General features: G+C 45.3%; 12 protein-coding genes, 6 tRNA genes, 6 rRNA genes and 1 pseudogene. 22 read left to right on the forward strand and 3 right to left on the reverse strand.

What is annotated here, in order from left to right; translation table 11 throughout:
* Window positions 1-305 precede the first annotated feature (305 nt).
* From DXX93_RS01290 to DXX93_RS01330, 9 genes and pseudogenes are all read left to right on the forward strand, one after another.
* Window positions 306-1,862 (forward strand): 16S ribosomal RNA (locus DXX93_RS01290).
* A 413-nt stretch (window positions 1,863-2,275) separates the two neighbouring features.
* Window positions 2,276-5,152: ribosomal RNA gene (locus DXX93_RS01295) — 23S ribosomal RNA — on the forward strand.
* Between the two features lie 104 nt (window positions 5,153-5,256).
* Window positions 5,257-5,371, forward strand: a 5S ribosomal RNA gene (gene rrf, locus DXX93_RS01300).
* Window positions 5,372-5,844: 473 nt separating this feature from the next.
* Window positions 5,845-7,401 (forward strand): 16S ribosomal RNA (locus tag DXX93_RS01305).
* A gap of 131 nt (window positions 7,402-7,532) precedes the next feature.
* Window positions 7,533-7,609 (forward strand) — tRNA-Ile (locus DXX93_RS01310).
* Window positions 7,610-7,681: 72 nt separating this feature from the next.
* Window positions 7,682-7,757, forward strand: a tRNA-Ala gene (locus DXX93_RS01315).
* Between the two features lie 370 nt (window positions 7,758-8,127).
* Window positions 8,128-11,004, forward strand: a 23S ribosomal RNA gene (locus DXX93_RS01320).
* 178 nt (window positions 11,005-11,182) lie between these two features.
* A 5S ribosomal RNA gene (gene rrf, locus DXX93_RS01325) occupies window positions 11,183-11,297 on the forward strand.
* Together the 16S, 23S and 5S rRNA genes with 2 tRNA genes alongside form the textbook arrangement of a ribosomal RNA operon.
* A gap of 443 nt (window positions 11,298-11,740) precedes the next feature.
* A pseudogene (locus DXX93_RS01330) lies at window positions 11,741-12,772 on the forward strand (IS630 family transposase).
* 137 nt (window positions 12,773-12,909) lie between these two features.
* Here DXX93_RS01330 and DXX93_RS21165 read toward each other — a convergent pair.
* Entirely contained in the window at window positions 12,910-13,035 is a 126-nt protein-coding gene (locus DXX93_RS21165) for a helix-turn-helix domain-containing protein (protein ID WP_116006482.1), read from the reverse strand.
* A 304-nt stretch (window positions 13,036-13,339) separates the two neighbouring features.
* Here DXX93_RS21165 and murB point away from each other — a divergent pair, with 304 nt between their 5' ends.
* From murB to tuf, 8 genes are all read left to right on the forward strand, one after another.
* The gene (murB, locus tag DXX93_RS01340) at window positions 13,340-14,380 is read left to right on the forward strand and encodes a UDP-N-acetylmuramate dehydrogenase (RefSeq protein ID WP_116006483.1); all 1,041 of its coding nucleotides are present in this window, start codon (window positions 13,340-13,342) and stop codon (window positions 14,378-14,380) included.
* Window positions 14,365-15,363 carry a bifunctional biotin--[acetyl-CoA-carboxylase] ligase/biotin operon repressor BirA gene (gene birA, locus DXX93_RS01345; RefSeq protein ID WP_116006484.1) on the forward strand — a complete coding sequence of 333 codons (999 nt, stop codon included), beginning with the start codon at window positions 14,365-14,367 and terminating at the stop codon, window positions 15,361-15,363. The genes murB and birA overlap by 16 nt, the downstream gene beginning before the upstream one ends.
* An 11-nt stretch (window positions 15,364-15,374) precedes the next feature.
* The gene (locus DXX93_RS01350; protein WP_181902106.1) at window positions 15,375-16,121 is read left to right on the forward strand and encodes a type III pantothenate kinase; all 747 of its coding nucleotides are present in this window, start codon (window positions 15,375-15,377) and stop codon (window positions 16,119-16,121) included.
* A 157-nt stretch (window positions 16,122-16,278) separates the two neighbouring features.
* Window positions 16,279-16,354: transfer RNA gene (locus tag DXX93_RS01355), tRNA-Thr, on the forward strand.
* Window positions 16,355-16,396: 42 nt separating this feature from the next.
* Window positions 16,397-16,481, forward strand: a tRNA-Tyr gene (locus DXX93_RS01360).
* A gap of 30 nt (window positions 16,482-16,511) precedes the next feature.
* Window positions 16,512-16,586: transfer RNA gene (locus tag DXX93_RS01365), tRNA-Gly, on the forward strand.
* A gap of 20 nt (window positions 16,587-16,606) precedes the next feature.
* Window positions 16,607-16,682 (forward strand) — tRNA-Thr (locus DXX93_RS01370).
* A 73-nt stretch (window positions 16,683-16,755) separates the two neighbouring features.
* Entirely contained in the window at window positions 16,756-17,940 is a 1,185-nt protein-coding gene (gene tuf / locus DXX93_RS01375; protein WP_116006486.1) for an elongation factor Tu, read from the forward strand.
* A 178-nt stretch (window positions 17,941-18,118) separates the two neighbouring features.
* Here the strand turns inward: tuf and DXX93_RS01380 are convergent.
* A protein-coding gene (locus DXX93_RS01380) for an IS630 family transposase (RefSeq protein WP_374188918.1) occupies window positions 18,119-19,148 on the reverse strand; the annotation gives its coding sequence in 2 pieces (ribosomal slippage) (window positions 18,119-18,688 and window positions 18,690-19,148; 1,029 coding nt in all).
* A gap of 509 nt (window positions 19,149-19,657) precedes the next feature.
* Window positions 19,658-21,334, reverse strand: coding sequence for a PHB depolymerase family esterase (locus DXX93_RS01385; RefSeq protein WP_181902107.1), 1,677 nt, complete (start codon window positions 21,332-21,334; stop codon window positions 19,658-19,660).
* A gap of 310 nt (window positions 21,335-21,644) precedes the next feature.
* Between DXX93_RS01385 and DXX93_RS01390 the strand changes: the two genes are divergently transcribed.
* From DXX93_RS01390 to DXX93_RS01410, 5 genes are all read left to right on the forward strand, one after another.
* Window positions 21,645-22,613 carry a hypothetical protein gene (locus DXX93_RS01390; protein ID WP_147302623.1) on the forward strand — a complete coding sequence of 323 codons (969 nt, stop codon included), beginning with the start codon at window positions 21,645-21,647 and terminating at the stop codon, window positions 22,611-22,613.
* 287 nt (window positions 22,614-22,900) lie between these two features.
* On the forward strand, window positions 22,901-24,094 hold the full coding sequence (gene opgC / locus DXX93_RS01395) for an OpgC domain-containing protein (RefSeq protein WP_116006490.1): 1,194 nt from the start codon (window positions 22,901-22,903) through the stop codon (window positions 24,092-24,094).
* A complete protein-coding gene (locus tag DXX93_RS01400; protein ID WP_116006491.1) occupies window positions 24,081-24,902 on the forward strand; it encodes an alpha/beta hydrolase-fold protein in 822 nt (273 codons plus the stop codon). The genes opgC and DXX93_RS01400 overlap by 14 nt, the downstream gene beginning before the upstream one ends.
* Entirely contained in the window at window positions 24,886-26,109 is a 1,224-nt protein-coding gene (locus DXX93_RS01405; protein WP_116006492.1) for a fused response regulator/phosphatase, read from the forward strand. The genes DXX93_RS01400 and DXX93_RS01405 overlap by 17 nt, the downstream gene beginning before the upstream one ends.
* Window positions 26,106-26,447, forward strand: coding sequence for an STAS domain-containing protein (locus DXX93_RS01410; RefSeq protein WP_116006493.1), 342 nt, complete (start codon window positions 26,106-26,108; stop codon window positions 26,445-26,447). Before DXX93_RS01405 ends, DXX93_RS01410 begins: the two co-directional genes overlap by 4 nt.
* Window positions 26,448-26,455 lie beyond the last annotated feature (8 nt).

Genomic DNA, 26,455 nt, shown 5'->3' on the forward strand with positions numbered 1-26,455 from the left:
ATGCGCATCCGCTCTCAACGAGAGAGTAAGCGGTTTAACAACGAATGCGATTGTTAACTCGCACCGAACAAAACGTTCATCCATGAACGGTTCGGTATACCTACTTCGTGTAGGCATCTTTAACAATTAGTTATCATGCAATTTGTGTGAGCATTCACATGATGTTGATTTTACAAATAAGCAAACTTAGGTTTGCCAAAATTAACTCAGTGAACTCATGCAAAAACTACTTTTTTATAAGTTTTATTTGTACAGAATTCATTGAGCCGAAGCCTTTCTTAGGGAAGTGTCTTCACAAACGATTTTAATTGAAGAGTTTGATCATGGCTCAGATTGAACGCTGGCGGCAGGCTTAACACATGCAAGTCGAGCGGAAACGAAGAGGAGCTTGCTCCTTTGGCGTCGAGCGGCGGACGGGTGAGTAATGCTTGGGAATATGCCTTTTGGTGGGGGACAACAGTTGGAAACGACTGCTAATACCGCATAATGTGCTTTTCGTAAGAGAAGTACCAAAGCGGGGGATTCTTCGGAACCTCGTGCCAAAAGATTAGCCCAAGTGAGATTAGCTAGATGGTGGGGTAATGGCCTACCATGGCGACGATCTCTAGCTGGTTTGAGAGGATGATCAGCCACACTGGGACTGAGACACGGCCCAGACTCCTACGGGAGGCAGCAGTGGGGAATATTGCACAATGGGGGAAACCCTGATGCAGCCATGCCGCGTGTGTGAAGAAGGCCTTAGGGTTGTAAAGCACTTTCAGTCGTGAGGAAAGGTTAGTAGGTAATATCTGCTAGCTGTGACGTTAGCGACAGAAGAAGCACCGGCTAACTCCGTGCCAGCAGCCGCGGTAATACGGAGGGTGCGAGCGTTAATCGGAATTACTGGGCGTAAAGCGTGCGTAGGCGGTTTGATAAGCCAGATGTGAAATCCCGGGGCTTAACCTCGGAACTGCATTTGGAACTGTTTGACTAGAGTACTGTAGAGGGTGGTGGAATTTCCAGTGTAGCGGTGAAATGCGTAGAGATTGGAAGGAACATCAGTGGCGAAGGCGGCCACCTGGACAGATACTGACGCTGAGGCACGAAAGCGTGGGGAGCGAACAGGATTAGATACCCTGGTAGTCCACGCCGTAAACGATGTCAACTAGCTGTTTGTGTTCTTGAAACGTGAGTAGCGTAGCTAACGCGCTAAGTTGACCGCCTGGGGAGTACGGCCGCAAGGTTAAAACTCAAATGAATTGACGGGGGCCCGCACAAGCGGTGGAGCATGTGGTTTAATTCGATGCAACGCGAAGAACCTTACCATCCCTTGACATCCACAGAAGTTACTAGAGATAGTTTCGTGCCTTCGGGAACTGTGAGACAGGTGCTGCATGGCTGTCGTCAGCTCGTGTTGTGAAATGTTGGGTTAAGTCCCGCAACGAGCGCAACCCCTATCCTTATTTGCCAGCGAGTCGTGTCGGGAACTCTAAGGAGACTGCCGGTGATAAACCGGAGGAAGGTGGGGACGACGTCAAGTCATCATGGCCCTTACGGGATGGGCTACACACGTGCTACAATGGCGTATACAGAGGGCAGCAAGACCGCGAGGTGGAGCGAATCCCAGAAAGTACGTCGTAGTCCGGATTGGAGTCTGCAACTCGACTCCATGAAGTCGGAATCGCTAGTAATCGCGAATCAGAATGTCGCGGTGAATACGTTCCCGGGCCTTGTACACACCGCCCGTCACACCATGGGAGTGGGTTGCAAAAGAAGTGGCTAGTTTAACCTTAGGGAGGACGGTCACCACTTTGTGATTCATGACTGGGGTGAAGTCGTAACAAGGTAACCCTAGGGGAACCTGGGGTTGGATCACCTCCTTATCTTGACGTAAAACGCACCATGTTGAGTGTTCACACACATTGCATTGATAACGAAATTGAAGACTGAAAAACCAAATTAAAGGTGTCAGAAACTCTGATAATTTTAATTTGGTTTTTCCTCTCCATCAGGAGGGAAGCCACGATTTAAGCGAATGCGTCTTAAATTGAGTTCTTTAACAATTTGGAAAGCTGATATATATCCCGAATATACCACTCGTAAGAGTGGGATATTCGAATGATGATTACAGTGTCGCGCTGTAAGCATCAAACCTGAAATAAGATTTTTCCTTATCTTATTTCAATCTAATTCAAGCATACTCCAATCATTCATTTGATTGAGTACGTGAAAATGTCAGTCATACATTAGCATCGAGATTTGTCTCTCGATGACTCAAAACTATTTGGGGTTGTATGGTTAAGTGACTAAGCGTATATGGTGGATGCCTTGGCAGTTAGAGGCGATGAAAGACGTGTTAATCTGCGATAAGCCTAGGTGAGGTGATAAAAACCGTTATAACCTAGGATTTCTGAATGGGGAAACCCAGTTGCATAAGCAACTATCTTTACGTGAATACATAGCGTAAAGAGGCGAACCGGGAGAACTGAAACATCTAAGTACCCCGAGGAAAAGAAATCAACCGAGATTTCCTTAGTAGCGGCGAGCGAACGGGAATTAGCCCTTAAGCTTATGGGCGTTAGTGGAACAAGCTGGAAAGCTTGGCGATACAGGGTGATAGCCCCGTACACGAAGACAAACATAAGTGAAATCGAGTAGGTCGGCACACGTGAAATGTTGACTGAACATGGGGGGACCATCCTCCAAGGCTAAATACTCCTAACTGACCGATAGTGAACCAGTACCGTGAGGGAAAGGCGAAAAGAACCCCTGTGAGGGGAGTGAAATAGAACCTGAAACCGTATACGTACAAGCAGTGGAAGCCTTAGGGTGACTGCGTACCTTTTGTATAATGGGTCAGCGACTTATATTCTGTAGCAAGGTTAACCGATTAGGGGAGCCGTAGCGAAAGCGAGTGTTAACTGCGCGTTCAGTTGCAGGGTATAGACCCGAAACCCGGCGATCTACCCATGGGCAGGTTGAAGGTTGGGTAACACCAACTGGAGGACCGAACACACGTATGTTGAAAAATGCGGTGATGACCTGTGGGTCGGAGTGAAAGGCTAATCAAGCCGGGAGATAGCTGGTTCTCCCCGAAATCTATTTAGGTAGAGCCTCGGACGAATACCATTGGGGGTAGAGCACTGTTAAGGCTAGGGGGTCATCCCGACTTACCAACCCTTTGCAAACTCCGAATACCAATGAGTACTATCCGGGAGACACACTATGGGTGCTAACGTCCGTAGTGAAGAGGGAAACAACCCAGACCGCCAGCTAAGGTCCCAAAGTCATAGTTAAGTGGGAAACGATGTGGAAAGGCATAGACAGCTAGGAGGTTGGCTTAGAAGCAGCCATCCTTTAAAGAAAGCGTAATAGCTCACTAGTCGAGTCGGTCTGCGCGGAAGATGTAACGGGGCTAAACTATGCACCGAAGCTGCGGATTTGAGCTTTTGCTCAAGTGGTAGGGGAGCGTTCTGTAAGCCGTTGAAGGTGTGTTGAGAAGCATGCTGGAGGTATCAGAAGTGCGAATGCTGACATGAGTAACGATAAAGGGGGTGAAAAACCCCCTCGCCGAAAGACCAAGGTTTCCTGTCCCATGTTAATCAGGGCAGGGTAAGTCGGCCCCTAAGGCGAGACCGAGAGGTGTAGTCGATGGGAAACAGATTAATATTTCTGTACTTCTTTATATTGCGATGGAGGGACGGAGAAGGCTAAGCAAGCATGGCGTTGGTTGTCCATGTGAAAGATTGTAGGCTGGAAACTTAGGCAAATCCGGGTTTCTAAGGCTGAGAGTCGAGACGAGACGCTACGGCGTTGAAGTTGTTGATGCCCTGCTTCCAGGAAAAGCTTCTAAGCATAGATATAAAGGAACCGTACCCCAAACCGACACAGGTGGTTAGGTAGAGAATACTAAGGCGCTTGAGAGAACTCGGGTGAAGGAACTAGGCAAAATAGTACCGTAACTTCGGGAGAAGGTACGCCGGCTCTGGTGATGGGACTTGCTCCCTAAGCTGAGGTCGGTCGAAGTAACCAGGTGGCTGGAACTGTTTATTAAAAACACAGCACTGTGCAAAATCGAAAGATGACGTATACGGTGTGACGCCTGCCCGGTGCCGGAAGGTTAATTGATTGGGTTAGCTCTGCGAAGCTCATGATCGAAGCCCCGGTAAACGGCGGCCGTAACTATAACGGTCCTAAGGTAGCGAAATTCCTTGTCGGGTAAGTTCCGACCTGCACGAATGGCGTAATCATGGCCACACTGTCTCCACCCGAGACTCAGTGAAATTGAAATTGCGGTTAAGATGCCGTATACCCGCGGCTAGACGGAAAGACCCCGTGAACCTTTACTATAGCTTGACAGTGAACATTGCTCCTACATGTGTAGGATAGGTGGGAGGCTTTGAAACTTGCACGCCAGTGTGAGTGGAGCCAACCTTGAAATACCACCCTTGTATGCGTGATGTTCTAACCTGGGCCGATTATCTCGGTTGGGGACACTGTCTGGTGGGTAGTTTGACTGGGGCGGTCTCCTCCCAAAGCGTAACGGAGGAGCACGAAGGTTGGCTAAGTACGGTCGGACATCGTACGGTTAGTGCAATGGCATAAGCCAGCTTAACTGCGAGACAGACACGTCGAGCAGGTGCGAAAGCAGGTCATAGTGATCCGGTGGTTCTGTATGGAAGGGCCATCGCTCAACGGATAAAAGGTACTCCGGGGATAACAGGCTGATACCGCCCAAGAGTTCATATCGACGGCGGTGTTTGGCACCTCGATGTCGGCTCATCACATCCTGGGGCTGAAGTCGGTCCCAAGGGTATGGCTGTTCGCCATTTAAAGTGGTACGCGAGCTGGGTTTAGAACGTCGTGAGACAGTTCGGTCCCTATCTGCCGTGGGCGTTTGAGAATTGAAGAGGGCTGCTCCTAGTACGAGAGGACCGGAGTGGACGAACCTCTGGTGTTCCGGTTGTTTCGCCAGAAGCATTGCCGGGTAGCTACGTTCGGAACTGATAACCGCTGAAAGCATCTAAGCGGGAAGCAGGCTTTGAGATGAGTTCTCACTGGGACTTTAAGTCCCCTGAAGGGTCGTTGGAGACTACGACGTTGATAGGTCAGGTGTGTAAGGGTTGTGAGGCCTTGAGCTAACTGATACTAATTGCCCGTGAGGCTTAACCATACAACACCCAAATGGTTTTGTAAGACTGATATCACGTACTTATGAGTACGACTTGAATTAAAACGATATATAAAATATAGCTTTCCAAATTGTAACTTTTTTCGCCTAGCGACAATAGCGTTGTAGAACCACCTGACCCCATGCCGAACTCAGAAGTGAAATGCAACTGCGCCGATGGTAGTGTGGGAGGTCCCATGTGAGAGTAGGTCATCGCTAGGTACTTAATTAGAAAAGCCCGATACAAGGTGTCGGGCTTTTTAATCAAAGCTTTTATTGCTTAGTAATTAGTTAAATTGATTCAAATACTAATCAATAAAAGTTTGAGGTTAATAACTTAGAAATTAAATTTCAAAAAGTTGTTGACATCAAAACTAGGAAGCGTAGAATGCGCATCCGCTCTCAACGAGAGAGTAAGCGGTTTAACAACGAATGCGATTGTTAACTCGCGCCGAACAAAACGTTCATCCATGAACGGTTCGGTATACCTACTTCGTGTAGGCATCTTTAACAATTAGTTATCATGCAATTTGTGTGAGCATTCACATGATGTTGATTTTACAAATAAGCAAGTTTCGAGCTTGCAAAAATTAACTCAGTGAACTCATGCAAAAACTACTTAATATATAAGTTTTATTTGTACAGAATTCATTGAGCCGATGTCTTTCCTAACAGAAGGTCATCACAAACGATTTTAATTGAAGAGTTTGATCATGGCTCAGATTGAACGCTGGCGGCAGGCTTAACACATGCAAGTCGAGCGGAAACGAAGAGGAGCTTGCTCCTTTGGCGTCGAGCGGCGGACGGGTGAGTAATGCTTGGGAATATGCCTTTTGGTGGGGGACAACAGTTGGAAACGACTGCTAATACCGCATAATGTGCTTTTCGTAAGAGAAGTACCAAAGCGGGGGATTCTTCGGAACCTCGTGCCAAAAGATTAGCCCAAGTGAGATTAGCTAGATGGTGGGGTAATGGCCTACCATGGCGACGATCTCTAGCTGGTTTGAGAGGATGATCAGCCACACTGGGACTGAGACACGGCCCAGACTCCTACGGGAGGCAGCAGTGGGGAATATTGCACAATGGGGGAAACCCTGATGCAGCCATGCCGCGTGTGTGAAGAAGGCCTTAGGGTTGTAAAGCACTTTCAGTCGTGAGGAAAGGTTAGTAGGTAATATCTGCTAGCTGTGACGTTAGCGACAGAAGAAGCACCGGCTAACTCCGTGCCAGCAGCCGCGGTAATACGGAGGGTGCGAGCGTTAATCGGAATTACTGGGCGTAAAGCGTGCGTAGGCGGTTTGATAAGCCAGATGTGAAATCCCGGGGCTTAACCTCGGAACTGCATTTGGAACTGTTTGACTAGAGTACTGTAGAGGGTGGTGGAATTTCCAGTGTAGCGGTGAAATGCGTAGAGATTGGAAGGAACATCAGTGGCGAAGGCGGCCACCTGGACAGATACTGACGCTGAGGCACGAAAGCGTGGGGAGCGAACAGGATTAGATACCCTGGTAGTCCACGCCGTAAACGATGTCAACTAGCTGTTTGTGTTCTTGAAACGTGAGTAGCGTAGCTAACGCGCTAAGTTGACCGCCTGGGGAGTACGGCCGCAAGGTTAAAACTCAAATGAATTGACGGGGGCCCGCACAAGCGGTGGAGCATGTGGTTTAATTCGATGCAACGCGAAGAACCTTACCATCCCTTGACATCCACAGAAGTTACTAGAGATAGTTTCGTGCCTTCGGGAACTGTGAGACAGGTGCTGCATGGCTGTCGTCAGCTCGTGTTGTGAAATGTTGGGTTAAGTCCCGCAACGAGCGCAACCCCTATCCTTATTTGCCAGCGAGTCGTGTCGGGAACTCTAAGGAGACTGCCGGTGATAAACCGGAGGAAGGTGGGGACGACGTCAAGTCATCATGGCCCTTACGGGATGGGCTACACACGTGCTACAATGGCGTATACAGAGGGCAGCAAGACCGCGAGGTGGAGCGAATCCCAGAAAGTACGTCGTAGTCCGGATTGGAGTCTGCAACTCGACTCCATGAAGTCGGAATCGCTAGTAATCGCGAATCAGAATGTCGCGGTGAATACGTTCCCGGGCCTTGTACACACCGCCCGTCACACCATGGGAGTGGGTTGCAAAAGAAGTGGCTAGTTTAACCTTAGGGAGGACGGTCACCACTTTGTGATTCATGACTGGGGTGAAGTCGTAACAAGGTAACCCTAGGGGAACCTGGGGTTGGATCACCTCCTTATCTTGAAGTAAGACACATTATGGGTCGACAAGTCAGACATCCTGTCGAGTCGACACAGGTACATCCATGTACCTTGAGTGTTCACACACATTGCATTGATAACGATGAATGAAGAAGTAAGATCTTGAAATAGGTCTGTAGCTCAGCTGGTTAGAGCGCACCCCTGATAAGGGTGAGGTCGGCAGTTCAAGTCTGCCCAGACCTACCAATTCACGTCAGTGACATTGGCCCTTTGTTTTCAAGTCGACCCAGATCTACGTTAGTAGGTTACCCAATCGATGGGGCTATAGCTCAGCTGGGAGAGCGCCTGCCTTGCACGCAGGAGGTCAGCAGTTCGATCCTGCTTAGCTCCACCACTTCTTCACAAGAGCAAGAAGCCAAATTAAAGGTATCTAGATGATATTTTCAATTTGGTTTTTTTAACCACGATTTAAGCGAATGCGTCTTAAATTGAGTTCTTTAACAATTTGGAAAGCTGATATATATCCCGAATATATTTAACGATATATTCGAATGATTGCTTTAGGTAAGACAAGAGTGTCGCGCTCTTTTCTTTAATGAATAAAGTAATCAAACCTGAAATAAGATTTTTCCTTATCTTATTTCAATCTAATTCAAGCATACTCCACTTACTTTGTAAGTGAGTACGTGAAAATGTCAGTCATACATTAGCATCGAGATTTGTCTCTCGATGACTTAAATAAGTAAAACTATTTGGGGTTGTATGGTTAAGTGACTAAGCGTATATGGTGGATGCCTTGGCAGTTAGAGGCGATGAAAGACGTGTTAATCTGCGATAAGCCTAGGTGAGGTGATAAAAACCGTTATAACCTAGGATTTCTGAATGGGGAAACCCAGTGCCATAAGGCACTATCAATAAGTGAATACATAGCTTATTGAGGCGAACCGGGAGAACTGAAACATCTAAGTACCCCGAGGAAAAGAAATCAACCGAGATTTCCTTAGTAGCGGCGAGCGAACGGGAATTAGCCCTTAAGCTTATGGGCGTTAGTGGAACAAGCTGGAAAGCTTGGCGATACAGGGTGATAGCCCCGTACACGAAGACAAACATAAGTGAAATCGAGTAGGTCGGCACACGTGAAATGTTGACTGAACATGGGGGGACCATCCTCCAAGGCTAAATACTCCTAACTGACCGATAGTGAACCAGTACCGTGAGGGAAAGGCGAAAAGAACCCCTGTGAGGGGAGTGAAATAGAACCTGAAACCGTATACGTACAAGCAGTGGAAGCCTTAGGGTGACTGCGTACCTTTTGTATAATGGGTCAGCGACTTATATTCTGTAGCAAGGTTAACCGATTAGGGGAGCCGTAGCGAAAGCGAGTGTTAACTGCGCGTTCAGTTGCAGGGTATAGACCCGAAACCCGGCGATCTACCCATGGGCAGGTTGAAGGTTGGGTAACACCAACTGGAGGACCGAACACACGTATGTTGAAAAATGCGGTGATGACCTGTGGGTCGGAGTGAAAGGCTAATCAAGCCGGGAGATAGCTGGTTCTCCCCGAAATCTATTTAGGTAGAGCCTCGGACGAATACCATTGGGGGTAGAGCACTGTTAAGGCTAGGGGGTCATCCCGACTTACCAACCCTTTGCAAACTCCGAATACCAATGAGTACTATCCGGGAGACACACTATGGGTGCTAACGTCCGTAGTGAAGAGGGAAACAACCCAGACCGCCAGCTAAGGTCCCAAAGTCATAGTTAAGTGGGAAACGATGTGGAAAGGCATAGACAGCTAGGAGGTTGGCTTAGAAGCAGCCATCCTTTAAAGAAAGCGTAATAGCTCACTAGTCGAGTCGGTCTGCGCGGAAGATGTAACGGGGCTAAACTATGCACCGAAGCTGCGGATTTGAGCTTTTGCTCAAGTGGTAGGGGAGCGTTCTGTAAGCCGTTGAAGGTGTGTTGAGAAGCATGCTGGAGGTATCAGAAGTGCGAATGCTGACATGAGTAACGATAAAGGGGGTGAAAAACCCCCTCGCCGAAAGACCAAGGTTTCCTGTCCCATGTTAATCAGGGCAGGGTAAGTCGGCCCCTAAGGCGAGACCGAGAGGTGTAGTCGATGGGAAACAGATTAATATTTCTGTACTTCTTTATATTGCGATGGAGGGACGGAGAAGGCTAAGCAAGCATGGCGTTGGTTGTCCATGTGAAAGATTGTAGGCTGGAAACTTAGGCAAATCCGGGTTTCTAAGGCTGAGAGTCGAGACGAGACGCTACGGCGTTGAAGTTGTTGATGCCCTGCTTCCAGGAAAAGCTTCTAAGCATAGATATAAAGGAACCGTACCCCAAACCGACACAGGTGGTTAGGTAGAGAATACTAAGGCGCTTGAGAGAACTCGGGTGAAGGAACTAGGCAAAATAGTACCGTAACTTCGGGAGAAGGTACGCCGGCTCTGGTGATGGGACTTGCTCCCTAAGCTGAGGTCGGTCGAAGTAACCAGGTGGCTGGAACTGTTTATTAAAAACACAGCACTGTGCAAAATCGAAAGATGACGTATACGGTGTGACGCCTGCCCGGTGCCGGAAGGTTAATTGATTGGGTTAGCTCTGCGAAGCTCATGATCGAAGCCCCGGTAAACGGCGGCCGTAACTATAACGGTCCTAAGGTAGCGAAATTCCTTGTCGGGTAAGTTCCGACCTGCACGAATGGCGTAATCATGGCCACACTGTCTCCACCCGAGACTCAGTGAAATTGAAATTGCGGTTAAGATGCCGTATACCCGCGGCTAGACGGAAAGACCCCGTGAACCTTTACTATAGCTTGACAGTGAACATTGCTCCTACATGTGTAGGATAGGTGGGAGGCTTTGAAACTTGCACGCCAGTGTGAGTGGAGCCAACCTTGAAATACCACCCTTGTATGCGTGATGTTCTAACCTGGGCCGATTATCTCGGTTGGGGACACTGTCTGGTGGGTAGTTTGACTGGGGCGGTCTCCTCCCAAAGCGTAACGGAGGAGCACGAAGGTTGGCTAAGTACGGTCGGACATCGTACGGTTAGTGCAATGGCATAAGCCAGCTTAACTGCGAGACAGACACGTCGAGCAGGTGCGAAAGCAGGTCATAGTGATCCGGTGGTTCTGTATGGAAGGGCCATCGCTCAACGGATAAAAGGTACTCCGGGGATAACAGGCTGATACCGCCCAAGAGTTCATATCGACGGCGGTGTTTGGCACCTCGATGTCGGCTCATCACATCCTGGGGCTGAAGTCGGTCCCAAGGGTATGGCTGTTCGCCATTTAAAGTGGTACGCGAGCTGGGTTTAGAACGTCGTGAGACAGTTCGGTCCCTATCTGCCGTGGGCGTTTGAGAATTGAAGAGGGCTGCTCCTAGTACGAGAGGACCGGAGTGGACGAACCTCTGGTGTTCCGGTTGTTTCGCCAGAAGCATTGCCGGGTAGCTACGTTCGGAACTGATAACCGCTGAAAGCATCTAAGCGGGAAGCAGGCTTTGAGATGAGTTCTCACTGGGACTTTAAGTCCCCTGAAGGGTCGTTGGAGACTACGACGTTGATAGGTCAGGTGTGTAAGGGTTGTGAGGCCTTGAGCTAACTGATACTAATTGCCCGTGAGGCTTAACCATACAACACCCAAATGGTTTTGTAAGACTGATATCACGTACTTATGAGTACGACTTGAATTAAAATATATAGCGTCGACAAACAACTGTCATCCATGACACTTGTCGACATTAGTGCATCCATACACGTCACAGTTTTCCAGATTGTAATTTACTGCTAAGGCAGTAAATAAAAGTTTCGCCTAGCGACAATAGCGTTGTAGAACCACCTGACCCCATGCCGAACTCAGAAGTGAAATGCAACTGCGCCGATGGTAGTGTGGGAGGTCCCATGTGAGAGTAGGTCATCGCTAGGCACTTATTCTAAAGCCCCTGTCTTCAGACAGGGGCTTTTTCGTGTTGGCTATTTAAAAAGACCTCAGCGACAATAGCGCTGTAGCACCACCGATACCAATTGAAATAATTATCTGATACCATTTTAATTAAATATCTGATCTAATAAGGGTTGTTATCATAATCTTCATTAACCGCCTTGAGCTTAAAAACATCAAAACAGCTTTTATACCAATTGAATTAATTAATTGATCAATTCAGAGCGCTGTCAGCGGTGGGAGAACAAGCCAAATTTTTGTTGATATAGTTGTTCTACATCTCATCAATTTGGCGCAGTTATCGCGACGCTGACACGCTCCCAAAGGGCGAGTTTAAAAGGTTCATATGCTGCGTTATTGATTTTGACAAGGGTGCGACCATTCTCTGCAATCAATGCCTTGCCTCTGAACCTTTTAATTCTCGCTGAATGATTAAGTATTTATTTCAATTGGTATTAGCCCTCTCAAGAAAAGAGTCAAATGCACGAAAGCGTATACGCTTATTGGCAGTGTCATTATTTTTTGAAGGCGAAAATAGAGCCAATATCGCTCGAAGGCTAAATACAGCTAGAAGTAGCGTGAATAAATGGGTATCTAGTTATTTGGAAAAAGGGTTAACTGGCTTAGACAGCAAGCCTATTTCAGGTCGCCCAGCCAATTTAACTTTACATCAACAGCTTGAATTAAAAGCGTTCGTTTTAAAACACGCACAGTCCAGTGATGGGGGGCGACTGATTGCTGCTGATATTCAAACCTACATTAGCAACAACTTTAATGTGAACTATCAGATAGGCAATGTTTATCGGTTATTGCACAGTCTTGAGCTAAGCTGGATAACAACTCGTTCCAAACACCCCAAGCAATCAGCAGAGGCTCAAGAAGTTTTTAAAAAAGTTTCGCCTGTCAACGATCGTGAACACCCCATTTAATGTCATGCCTGAAGACATGGATATTTGGTTTCAAGATGAAGCAAGATTTGGGCAGCAGAATCAAACAACGCGAGTTTGGGCTGAATGCGGCACTCGACCTAGAGTGGTGAAACAGCAACAGTATGAATATGGGTACTTATTTGGGGCAGTTTGCCCAAGCAATGGAAAGACTGAAGCTTTAATAACACCGTGCGTTAACAAAGAAGCCATGACATTACATATGGAACAAATATCCAAGGCGACAGCGCCTGGCAGGCATGCAGTTGTTATTGTCGATGGTGCCGGGTGGCACACTGTTGATACTTCCGGCCATTTGACAACGTTACTCTTATCAAGCTCCCACCCTATTCTCCAGAGCTCAATCCAATTGAACAGGTATGGAGTTGGATACGCCAGCACTGTTTATCAAATCGAACATTTAAAGGTTATGACGATATTGTCGAGCAAGTATCAAAAGCATGGAACACATTTATATCAACTCCTAGCAGAGTGAAACAAATGTGCTCGAGAGGTTGGATTAAGGTGACTTAATACTTAATGAAATTGGTTTCAGTCGCTTGGAACACATTCATTTCGGATATTGATAGAGTGAAAAAACTTTGTACTCGCGATTGGATTCAAGTGGTCAGATAATTATTTCAATTGGTATTACTTTGGTTTGCAGCCTTTTAAGCCCCCTGCGATAGGTCGCTGTTAACCCACTTATTAACTTTGCCTCGAGCAACACCAAGTAGTTGAGCTATTTGCGCTCTATTTTGACCGAGAGAAAAGTGATAAATGGCGAGCAACCTCATTTGGCTTCGCGCGTTACTTTCTAGTTGGGTGAACGAATTACCTCTGGGTTAAGACTGCTCAATCAAGAAAAGTACTCTATTGAAGCCATAGTGATCAATCAAAGTGACAATATTGGTACTTCGTGATACCCGCATAAATACTACAATGAGCATTGGAATATTATTAAATTACCTGTCGGCAAACACGGTTAGTGATTAGCCGAACAACTTGCTGTAAGGCTTTGTCTGCTTTACCTCAACGTACCTTTAATATTATCCTGTTGTTATTACGCCAAGCAAAACGCGAACTCCTTTCTCAAACCTTATGAATAATCTTTCAAGCGGTAATATAAAAGCCATGAATACTATGGCTATTAATGCTTATTGTGACCAGTTAATTGAAATCACATCACTCAATCAATTAATGGCGCTAACAATACCCGAACAACCAGTTTATATACTGGGGGAGGGGAGTAATACGCTATTTGTTGACAGTAAAACGCCAACGCTAATTCGACCTAATATTATAGGTGTCAAAGTGTCAGAAACTAACACCCATTTTCACCTGAATGTAGGGGCAGGAGAGAACTGGCATCAATTAGTTCAATACACTGTGGCTAATAATATGTTTGGCCTAGAAAATTTGGCGTTAATTCCGGGGAGCGTTGGGGCTGCACCAGTGCAAAATATTGGTGCGTATGGCGTAGAATTCGCAAACTTTTGCCACAGTGTTGAGTGGTTTGATTTTGAGACATCAGAGCAGCTAGAGCTGCCTGTAGCACAATGCCAATTTAGCTACCGCGATAGCATTTTTAAACAGGCCTTAAAAGGTAAAGGGGTAATAACCTCAGTTAACTTGTCACTACCTAAAAAATGGCAACCTGTGTTGACCTATGCCGGGCTTAACGAGCTTAATGATACGGCAACAGCAGAACAAGTGATGAACAAAGTCATTGATATTCGCAATAGCAAGCTCCCGGATCCTAAGCAGCTAGCCAATGTCGGTAGCTTTTTTAAGAACCCTGTTGTCACGCAATCTGTTTTTAACAAGCTGCAAGCACAATATCCCGATATTCCTTTTTATTCACAAGGTGAAGATCAGATAAAGCTTGCTGCTGGCTGGCTAATCGACCAAGCTGGTTTAAAGGGGTATCGGCAAGGGGATGCCGCTGTGCACCAAAAACAAGCACTAGTGCTGGTCAACTTTGGTGGTGCGACAGGGCAAGATATTGCAGCGCTTGCAGAGCTGGTTGTTGAGACTGTAGCGAAAAAGTTTGCCGTTACGCTTGAGCCAGAAGTTAGAATTGTTGGCGAGCATGGTGAGCGCTTGTTGATAAAGAGTGAATCTCAATGTCTAAATCAGTAAGAGAAAAGTTAATTCAGGCCTTGGCGGCTGGCCAGTTTGTGTCTGGGCAAGATATTGCTGATGAGCTGAGTGTTTCTCGCGCTGCGGTAGCTAATCAAGTCAAAGTACTGCAAGAGATGGGACTCGATATTTTCAGAGTGCGCGGAAAAGGTTACCAACTCGCAACACCACTAGTACTGCTTGATAAAACGTCAATATGTCATGCCTTGGAAGCATTATCAGTAACGAACCATGTTGAGGTACACACCCTAATTGACTCAACAAATGATTACTTGTTGCGTAAATTGCCCAATCAGGTAGAGCCTGGGCAAGTTTGTATTGCTGAATATCAGAGCCAGGGGCGCGGTCGACGTGGCCGTCAGTGGATTTCGCCGTTTGGTTCGCATTTGTACCTTTCATACTATCACTACCTAGCTGATGGCATGTCCTCGGCAATGGGACTTAGCTTGTTAACTGCGTTGGCGATAAGTGATGCCATCAAAGCACTTTATGAAGTGCAAGTACAATTAAAGTGGCCGAATGATGTGTACCTCGATGGCGTAAAGCTAGCGGGTATTTTGATCGACTTAGAAGGGCAGGCAACGGGCGCGTGTCACAGTGTTATTGGCATTGGTTTAAACCTATGCATGCCAGAGCAGGCTGGTCATGAAATCAGCCAGCCGTGGACAGATCTGCAACGCCATTTATCGCACTCTTCAGAGATTCAAATCGATAGAAATCAACTTGCTGTTGCCATCATTATTGCGCTAAACCGCCGCTTAGCCCAGCAAGAGCGCTTAGGCACAGAAAGTATGCTAAGTGACTGGTTTGAGCAAGATCTGTTTTTGAACCAAAACGTAAAAATTATGACAGGTGATAACGTACAACACGGGATGTGTCGCGGTGTAAATGCACAAGGTGCATTGCTGTTTGAACAACACGGGCAGGTAAAACCTGTTTATGGTGGTGAAGTTAGTTTACGTGCTGATGATGTCGATAATTAAGGTGAATGCTTATGCTCGGTAACAAGCAACTATTGATCGATATCGGCAATACTCGCACTAAGTACTGCTTTGTTGTCGATGACAAACTCGCATCAATTCAATACTGCGACAACCAAAGTTTATCCACTACTTGGTTTAATCAACACTGGCTCGGCTGCGATCAATTAGTGCTTGCCAGTGTTGCTCACCAAAATATTGAGGAGTTAATTAAACACTGGGCATTAGCCCAAAAAATACGGTGTCAGCAGGTTAAAACACCAGACAAAGCTTTTGGCGTTACCAATGGTTATGAGCGCTATGAACAACTCGGCGTTGACCGTTGGCTCGCGGTGCTGGGCGCCAGTAAGCGATTTGCCAATCAAGCTTGTATCGTGGTTGATACCGGTACAGCCACCACGATTGATTACATAGACTCGAACGGTTGTCACCAAGGTGGGTGGATTTTAGCGGGTATTGAAACCTTGTTTAACAGCATTCAAGCAAACACGGCGAATGTTCGTGGCGATAGAATACAAATAAACTCGCTTGGTTTCGGCCGTAATACCAACGATAACTTGGCACAAGCAGCTTGGGCATCAACCGTTGGTTTGATTAAACAAGCGATGCTCACTGCTGAGCAATTAAACGATGTAACCCCTTTATTGGTGATCACCGGTGGTAATGGTGAGCGCATTGCACAAATGCTAGATATAGACTCAACACGCGTTCACTACGTACCTGCAATCGTGTTTGAGGGTCTCGCTTGTTATTTAGCTTGAATTTAGTGCAGTTAAGGCGTAAGTTTTATGCTGATTTTATTGTTTGTTAGCACTTTCGCATAAAAAAGCAGCAAACGAGCTAAAATCGTAAGTTTTTTATTAACAGCTATTGCAAGCACAAAAACATTACACTAGAATGCGCACCACTTAATGTAGTGCCGACTTAGCTCAGTTGGTAGAGCAACTGACTTGTAATCAGTAGGTCGCCAGTTCGACTCCGGCAGTCGGCACCATTAATTTTCACTTTGTTAGCAAAGTGAAAGTAAAAGATTATTGGAGGGGTTCCCGAGTGGCCAAAGGGATCAGACTGTAAATCTGACGGCTCCGCCTTCGGTGGTTCGAATCCACCTCCCTCCACCATTTTTTGCAGAGATAGTCTGGTTATAGTAAGCGGGTGTCGTATACTGGCTATTACCTTAGCCTTCCAAGCTAATGAAGCGGGTTCGATTCCCGCCACCCGCTCCAATCTTTGTAAGTATGTGTGTGCTGATATAGCTCAGTTGGTAGAGCGCACCCTTGGTAAGGGTGAGGTCGGCAGTTCGAATCTGCCTATTAGCACCAGTTCTTAGATCCTCTATTCCCTCGCTATCTTTTAAATTTATTTATAACTTAATTTACCTTGAGGTATTTAAAAGTGGCTAAAGAAAAATTTGAACGTTCGAAACCGCACGTAAACGTTGGTACTATCGGACACGTTGACCACGGTAAAACTACTTTAACAGCTGCTATCTCTGCAGTATTAACAAAAACTCACGGTGGTGAAGTAAAAGATTTCGCTCAAATCGATAACGCTCCAGAAGAGCGTGAGCGTGGTATTACAATCAATACTTCTCACATCGAGTACGACACAGAAACACGTCACTACGCACACGTAGACTGTCCAGGTCACGCCGATTACGTTAAAAACATGATCACTGGTGCTGCACAAATGGACGGCGCAATCTTAGTATGTGCTGCGACTGACGGTCCAATGCCACAAACTCGTGAGCACATCCTTCTTTCTCGCCAAGTAGGTGTACCTTACATCATCGTATTCATGAACAAATGTGACATGGTAGATGACGAAGAGTTACTTGAGTTAGTAGAAATGGAAATCCGTGAACTACTTTCTGAATACGACTTCCCAGGTGATGACTTACCAGTAGTAGCTGGTTCAGCATTAGGCGCACTTAACGGTGAAGCACAGTGGGAAGAGAAAGTATTAGAACTTGCTAACCACTTAGACACATACATTCCAGAGCCAGAGCGTGCAATCGACGGTGACTTCATTTTACCAATCGAAGACGTATTCTCAATCCAAGGCCGTGGTACTGTAGTAACAGGTCGTGTTGAGCGTGGTATCATCACAGTAGGTGACGACGTAGAAATCGTAGGTATCAAAGAAACTACAACTACTACTTGTACTGGTGTTGAAATGTTCCGTAAACTTCTTGACGAAGGTCGTGCGGGTGAGAACTGTGGTGTTCTTCTTCGTGGTACTAAGCGTGACGAAGTACAACGTGGTCAAGTACTATGTAAGCCTGGTTCAATCAACCCACACACTAAGTTCGAGTCAGAAGTATACGTATTGACTAAAGACGAAGGTGGCCGTCACACGCCATTCTTCAAAGGCTACCGTCCACAGTTCTACTTCCGTACAACTGACATCACTGGTGCTGTAGAGCTTCCAGAAGGTGTAGAAATGGTAATGCCTGGCGACAACTTGAAGTTTGTTGTTGAGCTAATCAACCCAATCGCGATGGACGAAGGTTTACGCTTCGCTATCCGTGAAGGTGGCCGCACAGTAGGTGCTGGTGTTGTATCTAAAATCATCGAATAATATCGATAGATTCTAGAATACACGTTGAGAAGGTCGCGCAAGCGGCCTTTTTCGCGTTTGGCGTATAGTAAATTTTTGTTGCAACAGAGCCAACGGTATTAGGTGCTGGTGTTGTATCGCTATCCCAAAGAGAAGCATCGACTAATTTGTCTAGAACAAATTATACCAATTGAAATAATTATCTGACCACTTGAATCCAATCGCGAGTACAAAGTTTTTTCACTCTATCAATATCCGAAATGAATGTGTTCCAAGCGACTGAAACCTGCTCTACTATTTCATCAAACCCGCTGAATACACGATTAGATAAACAGTGCTGGCGTAACCATTGCCACACTTGCTCAATTGGGTTTAGCTCTGGTGAATAGGGTGGCAACTTGATTAGCGTAAGATTAGAAAATGGACTAGCTGTATCCATTGTATGCCACCCCGCACCATCAATGATAACCACCGCATGTCTACCCTGAGGTGTAGCTTTGGATATTTGAGACAAGTGCTCTGTCATCATCGCTTTATTGACGAGCGGCGTAATTAGCGCTTCGGTTTGGCCTGTTGAAGGACAAACAGCACCAAATAAATAGCCATAGTCAAACTGCTGCTGCCTTACCACTCTGGGGCGACTCCCTTTCTTAGCCCATAATCTTGTCACTTGGTTTTGCTGTCCAAAACGCGCTTCATCTTGAAACCATACATCAATGTCTTCGGGCTGAACGTGCCATGGAGTGTTACGGATCGTTTCCAGTCGGAAGGTTTTTAAAAACCGCTTGGGCTTGTTCGGATTGCTTAGGATGCTTGGAGCGGCTCGTTATCCAACTAAATCCAAGTGCATGTAATAAGTGGTAAATATTGCGCAGTGAATAGGAGACATCAAATTTTTTATCGATGAATTTTTGAATATCTTCCCCAATCAGCCTGCCACCACTGTCTTTTTCGACATGAGATAACACAAATGCTGACAATTGGTTCAGTTGCGCTTGTGATAGTTTCGAGGGTCTACCTGTATTTACTTTGGTTTGCAGCCCTTTAAGCCCACCAGAGAGATACTTATTAACCCATTTATTAACACTACCGCGAGCAACACCAAGCAATTTAGCTATTTGTGCTCTATTTTGGCCGAGTGAAAAGTGATAAATGGCGAGCAATCTTATTCGGACTCTCGCATCACTCTCTTGTTGGGCAAGTTTTTTTAATTCTATTGGTTGATGCATGATGATCTAATCATTGAAAAATCATAACTATTAGATCACATGTTTATTTCAATTGGTATTAGAACGCACAAAGTGCGGCCCCAGCGGGGTGAGGGCAGGGATAGCCCGAATACCAATCATCGATAGATGCTAGCATACACGTTGAGAAGGTCGCGAAAGCGGCCTTTTTTGCGTTTGGGGGTTGGTAAAATTGTGGTGCCATTTAACGCAGCTGATATAGGCACTGGTGTTGTATCGCTGTACCTCAAAGAAGCATCGACCAATCCCGGTAGGTGCTAGAATACACGTTGAGAAGGTCGCGAGAACGGCCTTTTTTGCATTTGGGAATTAGTAAAGCTGGATGCCACTGAAAGCCTGTAAAAACAGGTGCTGGTATTGTATTGCTATACCTCAAGAAACATCGGCTAATCTTGGGTAGCTGTTTGAATATGCATTAAGAAAGCTGCGAGAGCTGCTTTCGATGTATTTTGGACATAGTAAACAGAACCCTCGCATTTAGGATATAAAAACTATCGTTGATGGAAGGAGAAAAAATCTTCATGTTGCTGATTGTTAAAAAATCCCGCGATAACTTTGGGGGCCTTAAAGTGGCGCATATGAGGCCCCAGATCTTTGCTAAATTTGAAGCTACTACCTGCTAGATTGTGCCCTCCCCAATCGGTTGAACATTCAACAACCGTTAACTTTTCTATGCTGTCTTTCCATGCTGCACAGCGGTGATCTTTACCTTTGATATAAGTGTTTTTCATTATCATTGGGTTAATATCTGCAGTCAGCATGTTAATGGTATCCCTAAAGCTGAGCTGTTTGGCTTGAGGGTTGCCTTTATATGGCTGCTTATTGTCTGCTTTGTTTTGTAATACAAGGATTGGACGATGTGCCGTTGGCGAGCATTCTCTATCTCGCCATGCAAAATTCGCTGTCGCCACGGCAGTTAGCGCATAACTGTAATCACAATAATAATCTTGTGCTGCTGCGCCACCATGTGAATAGCCCATTACAAAAATGCGGTTAGCATGATCCGGAAATTGCGCTTTAAGCTGGTGAATAAAGAGTTCGTCAAACTGATCAGTAACACTCTTAGCGTTAACATTCCATTGTGGATAGACATAGATAAAGTTATAGCCATTGTTAAAGCTGCTGGCCTCTATCATCTCGTGCATATTGCGAGCGGTATAACCTTTACCATTAAAAACAATAACGAGTGAACCCGGTTTTTTGCTTGGCTTTAACGGCTTAGTGATAAAAAACGCGTGCTTCTTCTTGTTTCTGGTATATAAGCGCTTTTCAAACTTTACTTTACCTGCTTTTGGCTTATTCGCGCTCTTATTATTTGTTGCTTTTGCCGTTTTATCTTGATTATTGTTAACTTGCTTGTGAGCCTTAGCGGCTAAAAATTGCTTTGTTTGGTTGATTTCATCATTTGATTTTTTCTCACCTGGTCCTGTGTATTGTTGAAAGAACTTAAACAAAAAATCTGTGGTGTTAATTTCGGTGTTGGCTTTTCCAAACACTTCTGGCTTAAACGCTCTTGCGCCTGGCCAAGAGTGACCTGCTCCTTTTAATATGCAACCAATTACCTTGGACGTCTTTTTACGGTTTTGGTGACGCTGGCAGTTAACGGTTTTTAAATTAACCACAGTGTCTTTATGCGTTTTGACATTATTGGCGTTGACGAAAAAGCTCATACTGTCTTTGTAAGATCGAATGTTGTATTTACCACCACCGTCAAATGGCACGTATTTGTCATCTGTTCCTTGGAAAATAGTAATGGGTGTTTTGTATTTTGGGGAGCAAGCCTTGATGTTCATTGAGTGGGCGACAATACCAGCAGCAGCAATTTGCTGGCCAAACTGACAATAGGCTAAGGCAGCCATTTGAGCACCATTAGAAAACCCCATAGTGTAAATCTTGTGCTTATTAATGGGGTGCCTCGCTGGAATAGTATTAAGCAGGGTAGCTAAAAATGCTTTATCGTCAGCACTTTTATTTTTTGAGCCCAACCCTTTGCCTACATTCCAGCTTTTATTCAAGGCATTTGGAAAAATCAAGACATAGTTAAAAGCATCAGCTTTTTTCTCTGGTTGTAGTAACCATTTTATACCGTTGGCGTCAGACTCAAAGCCATGAAAAGTCACTACAGCCGGGTATTTTTTCTTTAAATTAATGCCTTTGGGCAGGTACACATAATATTCCCTTTCCTTGCCATTCACTTTAATGGTCTGTTTGTAATATTTTGCTTTTTCTAAAGTTTTTGCATAAACCTTAAAAGGTGAAGCCAGAAGAGTGAGCGATAAGGCAAGGCTGACAAGCAGCGCCATCAATGTGCGACAGTAAAGCATATTCGATCCGTGAATTGACTAGTCGATGATTATCACAGTATAGCAAAGGATTGAATTTAGCTGATGGTTGGCGAGAAAACTGATGTTATGGAATAACAAGGTTCTGTTTTTAAAGTGTATTTTTTTCGTATTTTTGTTGTTGAATGACTCCTTATTGGCTCAAGAACATCCGCCAGTTTCAGATGGCGCTTATTATAATTTCATTGTGCCACTGGCTGAAAAAAGCAAAGCAAAGCAAGGTTTTGCTTTGCAAAATTTCGAACTTAGCCCAGAAGATGAATCTGAAATCATGCGAGCCATCAAAAGCTCTTTTGCGCTTCCCTTTGAAGAGTGGATGCAGAAAAAACACGACTCAGAATGGCGTAATTTGATTGCTGGGTTTAGTGGTGGTTTTAGCATGGGATACCCGCTAACTCGCACAAAGTCTCAGCAAGGTTCAGGCCGGCAAGGTAATTTGAACGTTAATAATATTACCTATTCAGCATCGCTAAAATACAAACCTTTAGGGAATTGGTTTATTAGTGCTGCGGCAACCAAATACAAATACGCTGAATTACAGCGCTCTTGGAATCCAGATTTTGTTTACACTTTTGGCTACAGTGACTGGCGCCCCTATACGCTGAGTTTAGTGTATGCCAACTATGGGGGGAACCGCTTTAATCCAGATCGAAGCGCAGGTGAAAAGGCGACTATTTTCAAACAAGGCGCGTGGACGCTAGGCTGGAAATTTCCAATTGAGAAGAAGTATTCTAAATACCTTACCTTCAGTGAAAAAGGCTCGATTGGGTGTAATACGGGTTACACCGTGGTGCCTGAGTATTTTGACGCTGCTACCAATGGCTTAAAGAAATGGAAGCGCACGTTAAGTTTTGGCTGTAAGTTCACTATTGTCGGGGCTTGGTATGTCAATTTCACCGCCTTTCATTATCTTGATAAAAGCCAGCAACAGCCTTGGAATCCAGATTATACCTACGGCTTTGGATATTTTGATTGGCGGCCCGGAACTGTCACAATTCAATACAATAACTACTCTGGCAATCGCTGGCTTGGTCGAGAGCCGTCAAATGGCACGGGTGAGTTTAAAAATGGCGGTTTGAGTGTCGCTTGGTCCTGGTCTTTTTAACCTTTTTACACCGAAGCCAGCTTAAAAGTGTCGAATAATTTTATACTTGTTTTTGCCTGCTTAACTTCGCTTTTCTCAATTATATAACTCCCTATAAAAATCAATTTATTTCAATGTATAACAATTATTTAGGTCGCTTCTTGATGCCTGATTGCAAGTGGGTTTTGATTGTTTTGTAAGCGTTTCACTCTGTTTTGACAATGAAGAATGTCAGTTTTTTTATCAAGTTTTCTTGCAATTGAAAATTTTCAACTATACTTCGAACACAGTTAGTCAGAACAAATTCCATGGAATGGATGATGGGTTACACTGAGGGAACAGGTACACGAGATTTAAGAATTGATTTCATGCGCGGTGTCGTGATGTTGATTCTTATCATCGTCCACATCGAAATCTTTTCGTGGTTCAATTTTATTGCGTGGGAACGCATCGGATTAATTTCTGGCGCAGAAGGGTTTGTTGTCCTGTCGGGCTACATACTCGGCCAAGTTCACAAGCGAATCAACGAAAACTCTGGCTTTAAAGCCAGCTCAATGCGACTGCTAGAGCGCTCTGTTCAACTGTATGTTATCAATATCGGCATTGTCGCTCTTATTTTAGTGCTATCAATGCTGCCTTTATTGGATTTGGAGGTGATTAAAACCTTCAAAAACTGGGGCAACGGTCAGGTCTACCAACTATTTCCGCATCAAGAGAGCAGCTGGCATCAATCTGCAAGCAACGTTTTCTTGTTAAGAAGTAGTCCGCATCAAATCCAGATATTAGGTCTTTATTGCTCACTGTTATTACTTACCCCAATAGCAATTTGGTTGTTCAACCATGGAAAAGCGAAGTGGGTTTGCTTTACCTGTGTGGTCTTGTATATCTACAACCTTTCTTCTCCCTCGCGCGTTACTGCTGCTCAGTTTGAATATGCATTTCCACTGCTAAGCTGGCAAGTGCTATACATTGCAGGGCTTACGATAGGTTTTCACAAAGATGCTATTGGACGTTTTTTCGATGCCAAAAAGTACAATGCGCTTGTAGCTTTCTCGGCGGTATTTACCCTTGTTTTTATTTTCGTTGCTTGGAATTCCCCCAATCCAGCCTTTCCAGATGCCGTAAAGCTAACCTGGATAACCAGTGATACTTTTTACCAGTTACACCATCAGTACTTCGACAAAAATAAACTGGGCATATTGAGGTTGTTTAACTATGCCTGTTTCCTTGTTTTCTTTTATTGGTGTTTGACTCGCTTCTGGCAACCGATCAGTCGCACTTTGGGTTGGTTTTTTATTCCTTTGGGGCAAGCGAGCCTTTATGTCTTCATTATGCACTTAGTGTTTGTCGTACTAGTTGAAGCCATTACCGATTTTTCGAATGTTAAGCCAACCTATGACACAGCCAATATTTGGCAAAATACGCTCTGGCATGGCCTCAGCCTATTGGGGTTATGGTTGATGGTGAAAAAGGAGTTCTTGTTCAATTATGTTCCACGTTAATTTCCTGCTCGTTACCTTACTCATGATGTGCTCAGCATGTGTATCTGCTGGTAGCAGCTTTGCAACGGGTTTTATCAACCAGACTCTGCAAGTAGATGATCGCACTGTGAATTACCAAGTGTATGTACCTAACGATTATCGCGAGGATAAAGGTTGGCCACTGATGGTTTTCTTACACGGTGCGGGTGAGCGCGGAGACAATCCTTTACTCGCAACCGATGTTGGCTTAGGTCGTGCCATTAGGAACCAACCCACCCAGTTTCCTGCTATCGCTATTTTTCCTCAATGCGGCACTGATCTTTGGTGGTCATCTTTGGCCTGTGAAGAAATTGCGCTCGCCAGTGTCAAAGATGCGATGAAAAAATTCTCGGTTGATGAGCAGCGCGTTTATTTAACCGGTATCTCTATGGGGGGATACGGTGCTTGGCACATAGCAAGCAAGTACCGCGACTTATGGGCAGCAATGTATGTAATTTGTGGTCGCGTTAAGCCCGGTGGCGGCCATGCTCCTGCGCCTAATAGCCTGCCAGATTTTTATCAAGGTGAAGCTTTATATCAGATGACTGCGAAAGCAGTGGCTCATATTCCCGTATGGATCGCCCATGGTGCGAACGATGAAGTCGTTCCCGTGGCTGAATCACGCAAGATGTATACATACTTGCAACAGCATAAGGCGCAGGTGGCTTACACGGAGTATCAGAATACATGGCATAACGTTTGGGATAAAGCGTACAGCGACACCAAGGCAATCGAGTGGATGTTCGCGCAGGTTAAAGATAAAGGAGTTACTTATGCTAAACATAGGTAGTGTAAAAATCGTCATTGTTGACGACGAGCAATATGTTCATCATCAACTAATCGACATCTTAGCTCACTTTAACACTGAGATTATTTCTTTTACTGAGAGTGAACCTGCGCTTGATTACCTCGCTCGGCACGATGATATTGACTTGCTAATTACCGAGTTGGTGATGCCAGGCATGGGCGGTTGCGAGTTTATCGGTAAAGTTAAAGCGATTGCCAATCAGAAGTATACCTACATTATGTTATTGACCGGGTTTCGCGACACCGAATCATTGGTGTCTGGTATTGACGCTGGCGCAGATGACTTCATTAACAAACCTATTATTAAGGAAGAAATTTGCGCCAAAGTCTATGCGGCAATGCGTGTACAGCATTTAAAGTACGAGTTAAGAGAAAAGAACCAAGACCTTTCGATAGCACTCAGTAACATCAATGAAGATTTAAAAGCGGCAGCTAAGCTTGGTACAACCATTCTGCCCAAGGAAGATGTAAAACTTCGCGCTGTTGAATTAGGTACCTTGTTTAAACCGTCGGAATATGTTGGCGGTGATTTATATGGCTATAAGAGTATTACCCGAGACTGCTTGGCCTTCTTTCAAATTGATGTTGCGGGCCACGGTATTCCGTCAGCACTTTTTTCTTTTTCTTTGGGCCACGAACTGACCCAAGAGCAACTGTTTTCCAATGCCATTATAGACTTTGAACACATTCGCCAAAAACCTCAGGTGAGTCGTGTCGACCGCGCAGTGACAGCAATAAATCAAAGTAGTGTCGCTCGTGACTCTGATATGTACTTCACTATGGTCTACGGCGTCATTAACACCGAAACCGGTGGGGTTAAGTTTTGTCAGGCTGGTCACCCGCCAATCATTCATTTCAACGCCAAAACAGGTGTCGCAACGGCGCACGGCATGGGGGGGTTCCCTGTTGGCATTATGATCGATGCTGTTTTTGAAGAGCAAGAGTTGCAAATGGAGCCAAACGACAGATTGTTTGCATTTTCCGACGGTATTCTTGAGGCGGAAAACAAACAAGGTGAATTTTTTGGTGAAGATAACTTATGTCGTGCGATAGAGCGCGGCAGAGGACAAAACGTTAAACAACTACTCGATGATATTTATCAACAAGTTGAGCGATGGAGTGATGGCGAAGACCTCGTTGACGACATCACAATCTTAGGATTTCAGTGGAATGGAGAAAACATGTTATGAGTTTATCAAATGAAAAAGTTAACGATTCAACAATTGTCATCAACATCGATGAGCAGCGTTTTGACGCCGTCACAGCCCCCAGGTTTAAGCAGTATTTCTTAGATACGGTTGGCGCTCAGTCGTGCAACGTTGTGTTAGATCTCAGCCGAGTGAACTTTATGGACAGTAGTGGCCTTGGTGTATTGATTTCATCATTGAAGCACCTTAATTCGCAGGGGGCGATTGTACTAGTTGGTATTCAATCAAATGTTCAAGCCTTAATGACGCTTACGCGGATGGATAGACTTTTTCCACAATGTGCCAATGTCGAGGAAGCGCTTAACCTAGCGGTTAGCTAGCCTGCCAA

Source organism: Thalassotalea euphylliae, from assembly GCF_003390335.1.
Taxonomy (GTDB): domain Bacteria; phylum Pseudomonadota; class Gammaproteobacteria; order Enterobacterales; family Alteromonadaceae; genus Thalassotalea_F; species Thalassotalea_F euphylliae_B.

Coding starts and splice junctions, on each gene's coding strand:
- DXX93_RS21165 (WP_116006482.1), bottom strand. CDS start 13,035: ATGAGGTTGCTCGCCATTTATCACTTTTCTCTCGGTCAAAATAGAGCG.
- murB (WP_116006483.1), top strand. CDS start 13,340: ATGAATAATCTTTCAAGCGGTAATATAAAAGCCATGAATACTATGGCT.
- birA (WP_116006484.1), top strand. CDS start 14,365: ATGTCTAAATCAGTAAGAGAAAAGTTAATTCAGGCCTTGGCGGCTGGC.
- DXX93_RS01350 (WP_181902106.1), top strand. CDS start 15,375: ATGCTCGGTAACAAGCAACTATTGATCGATATCGGCAATACTCGCACT.
- opgC (WP_116006490.1), top strand. CDS start 22,901: ATGGAATGGATGATGGGTTACACTGAGGGAACAGGTACACGAGATTTA.
- DXX93_RS01400 (WP_116006491.1), top strand. CDS start 24,081: ATGTTCCACGTTAATTTCCTGCTCGTTACCTTACTCATGATGTGCTCA.
- DXX93_RS01405 (WP_116006492.1), top strand. CDS start 24,886: ATGCTAAACATAGGTAGTGTAAAAATCGTCATTGTTGACGACGAGCAA.
- DXX93_RS01410 (WP_116006493.1), top strand. CDS start 26,106: ATGAGTTTATCAAATGAAAAAGTTAACGATTCAACAATTGTCATCAAC.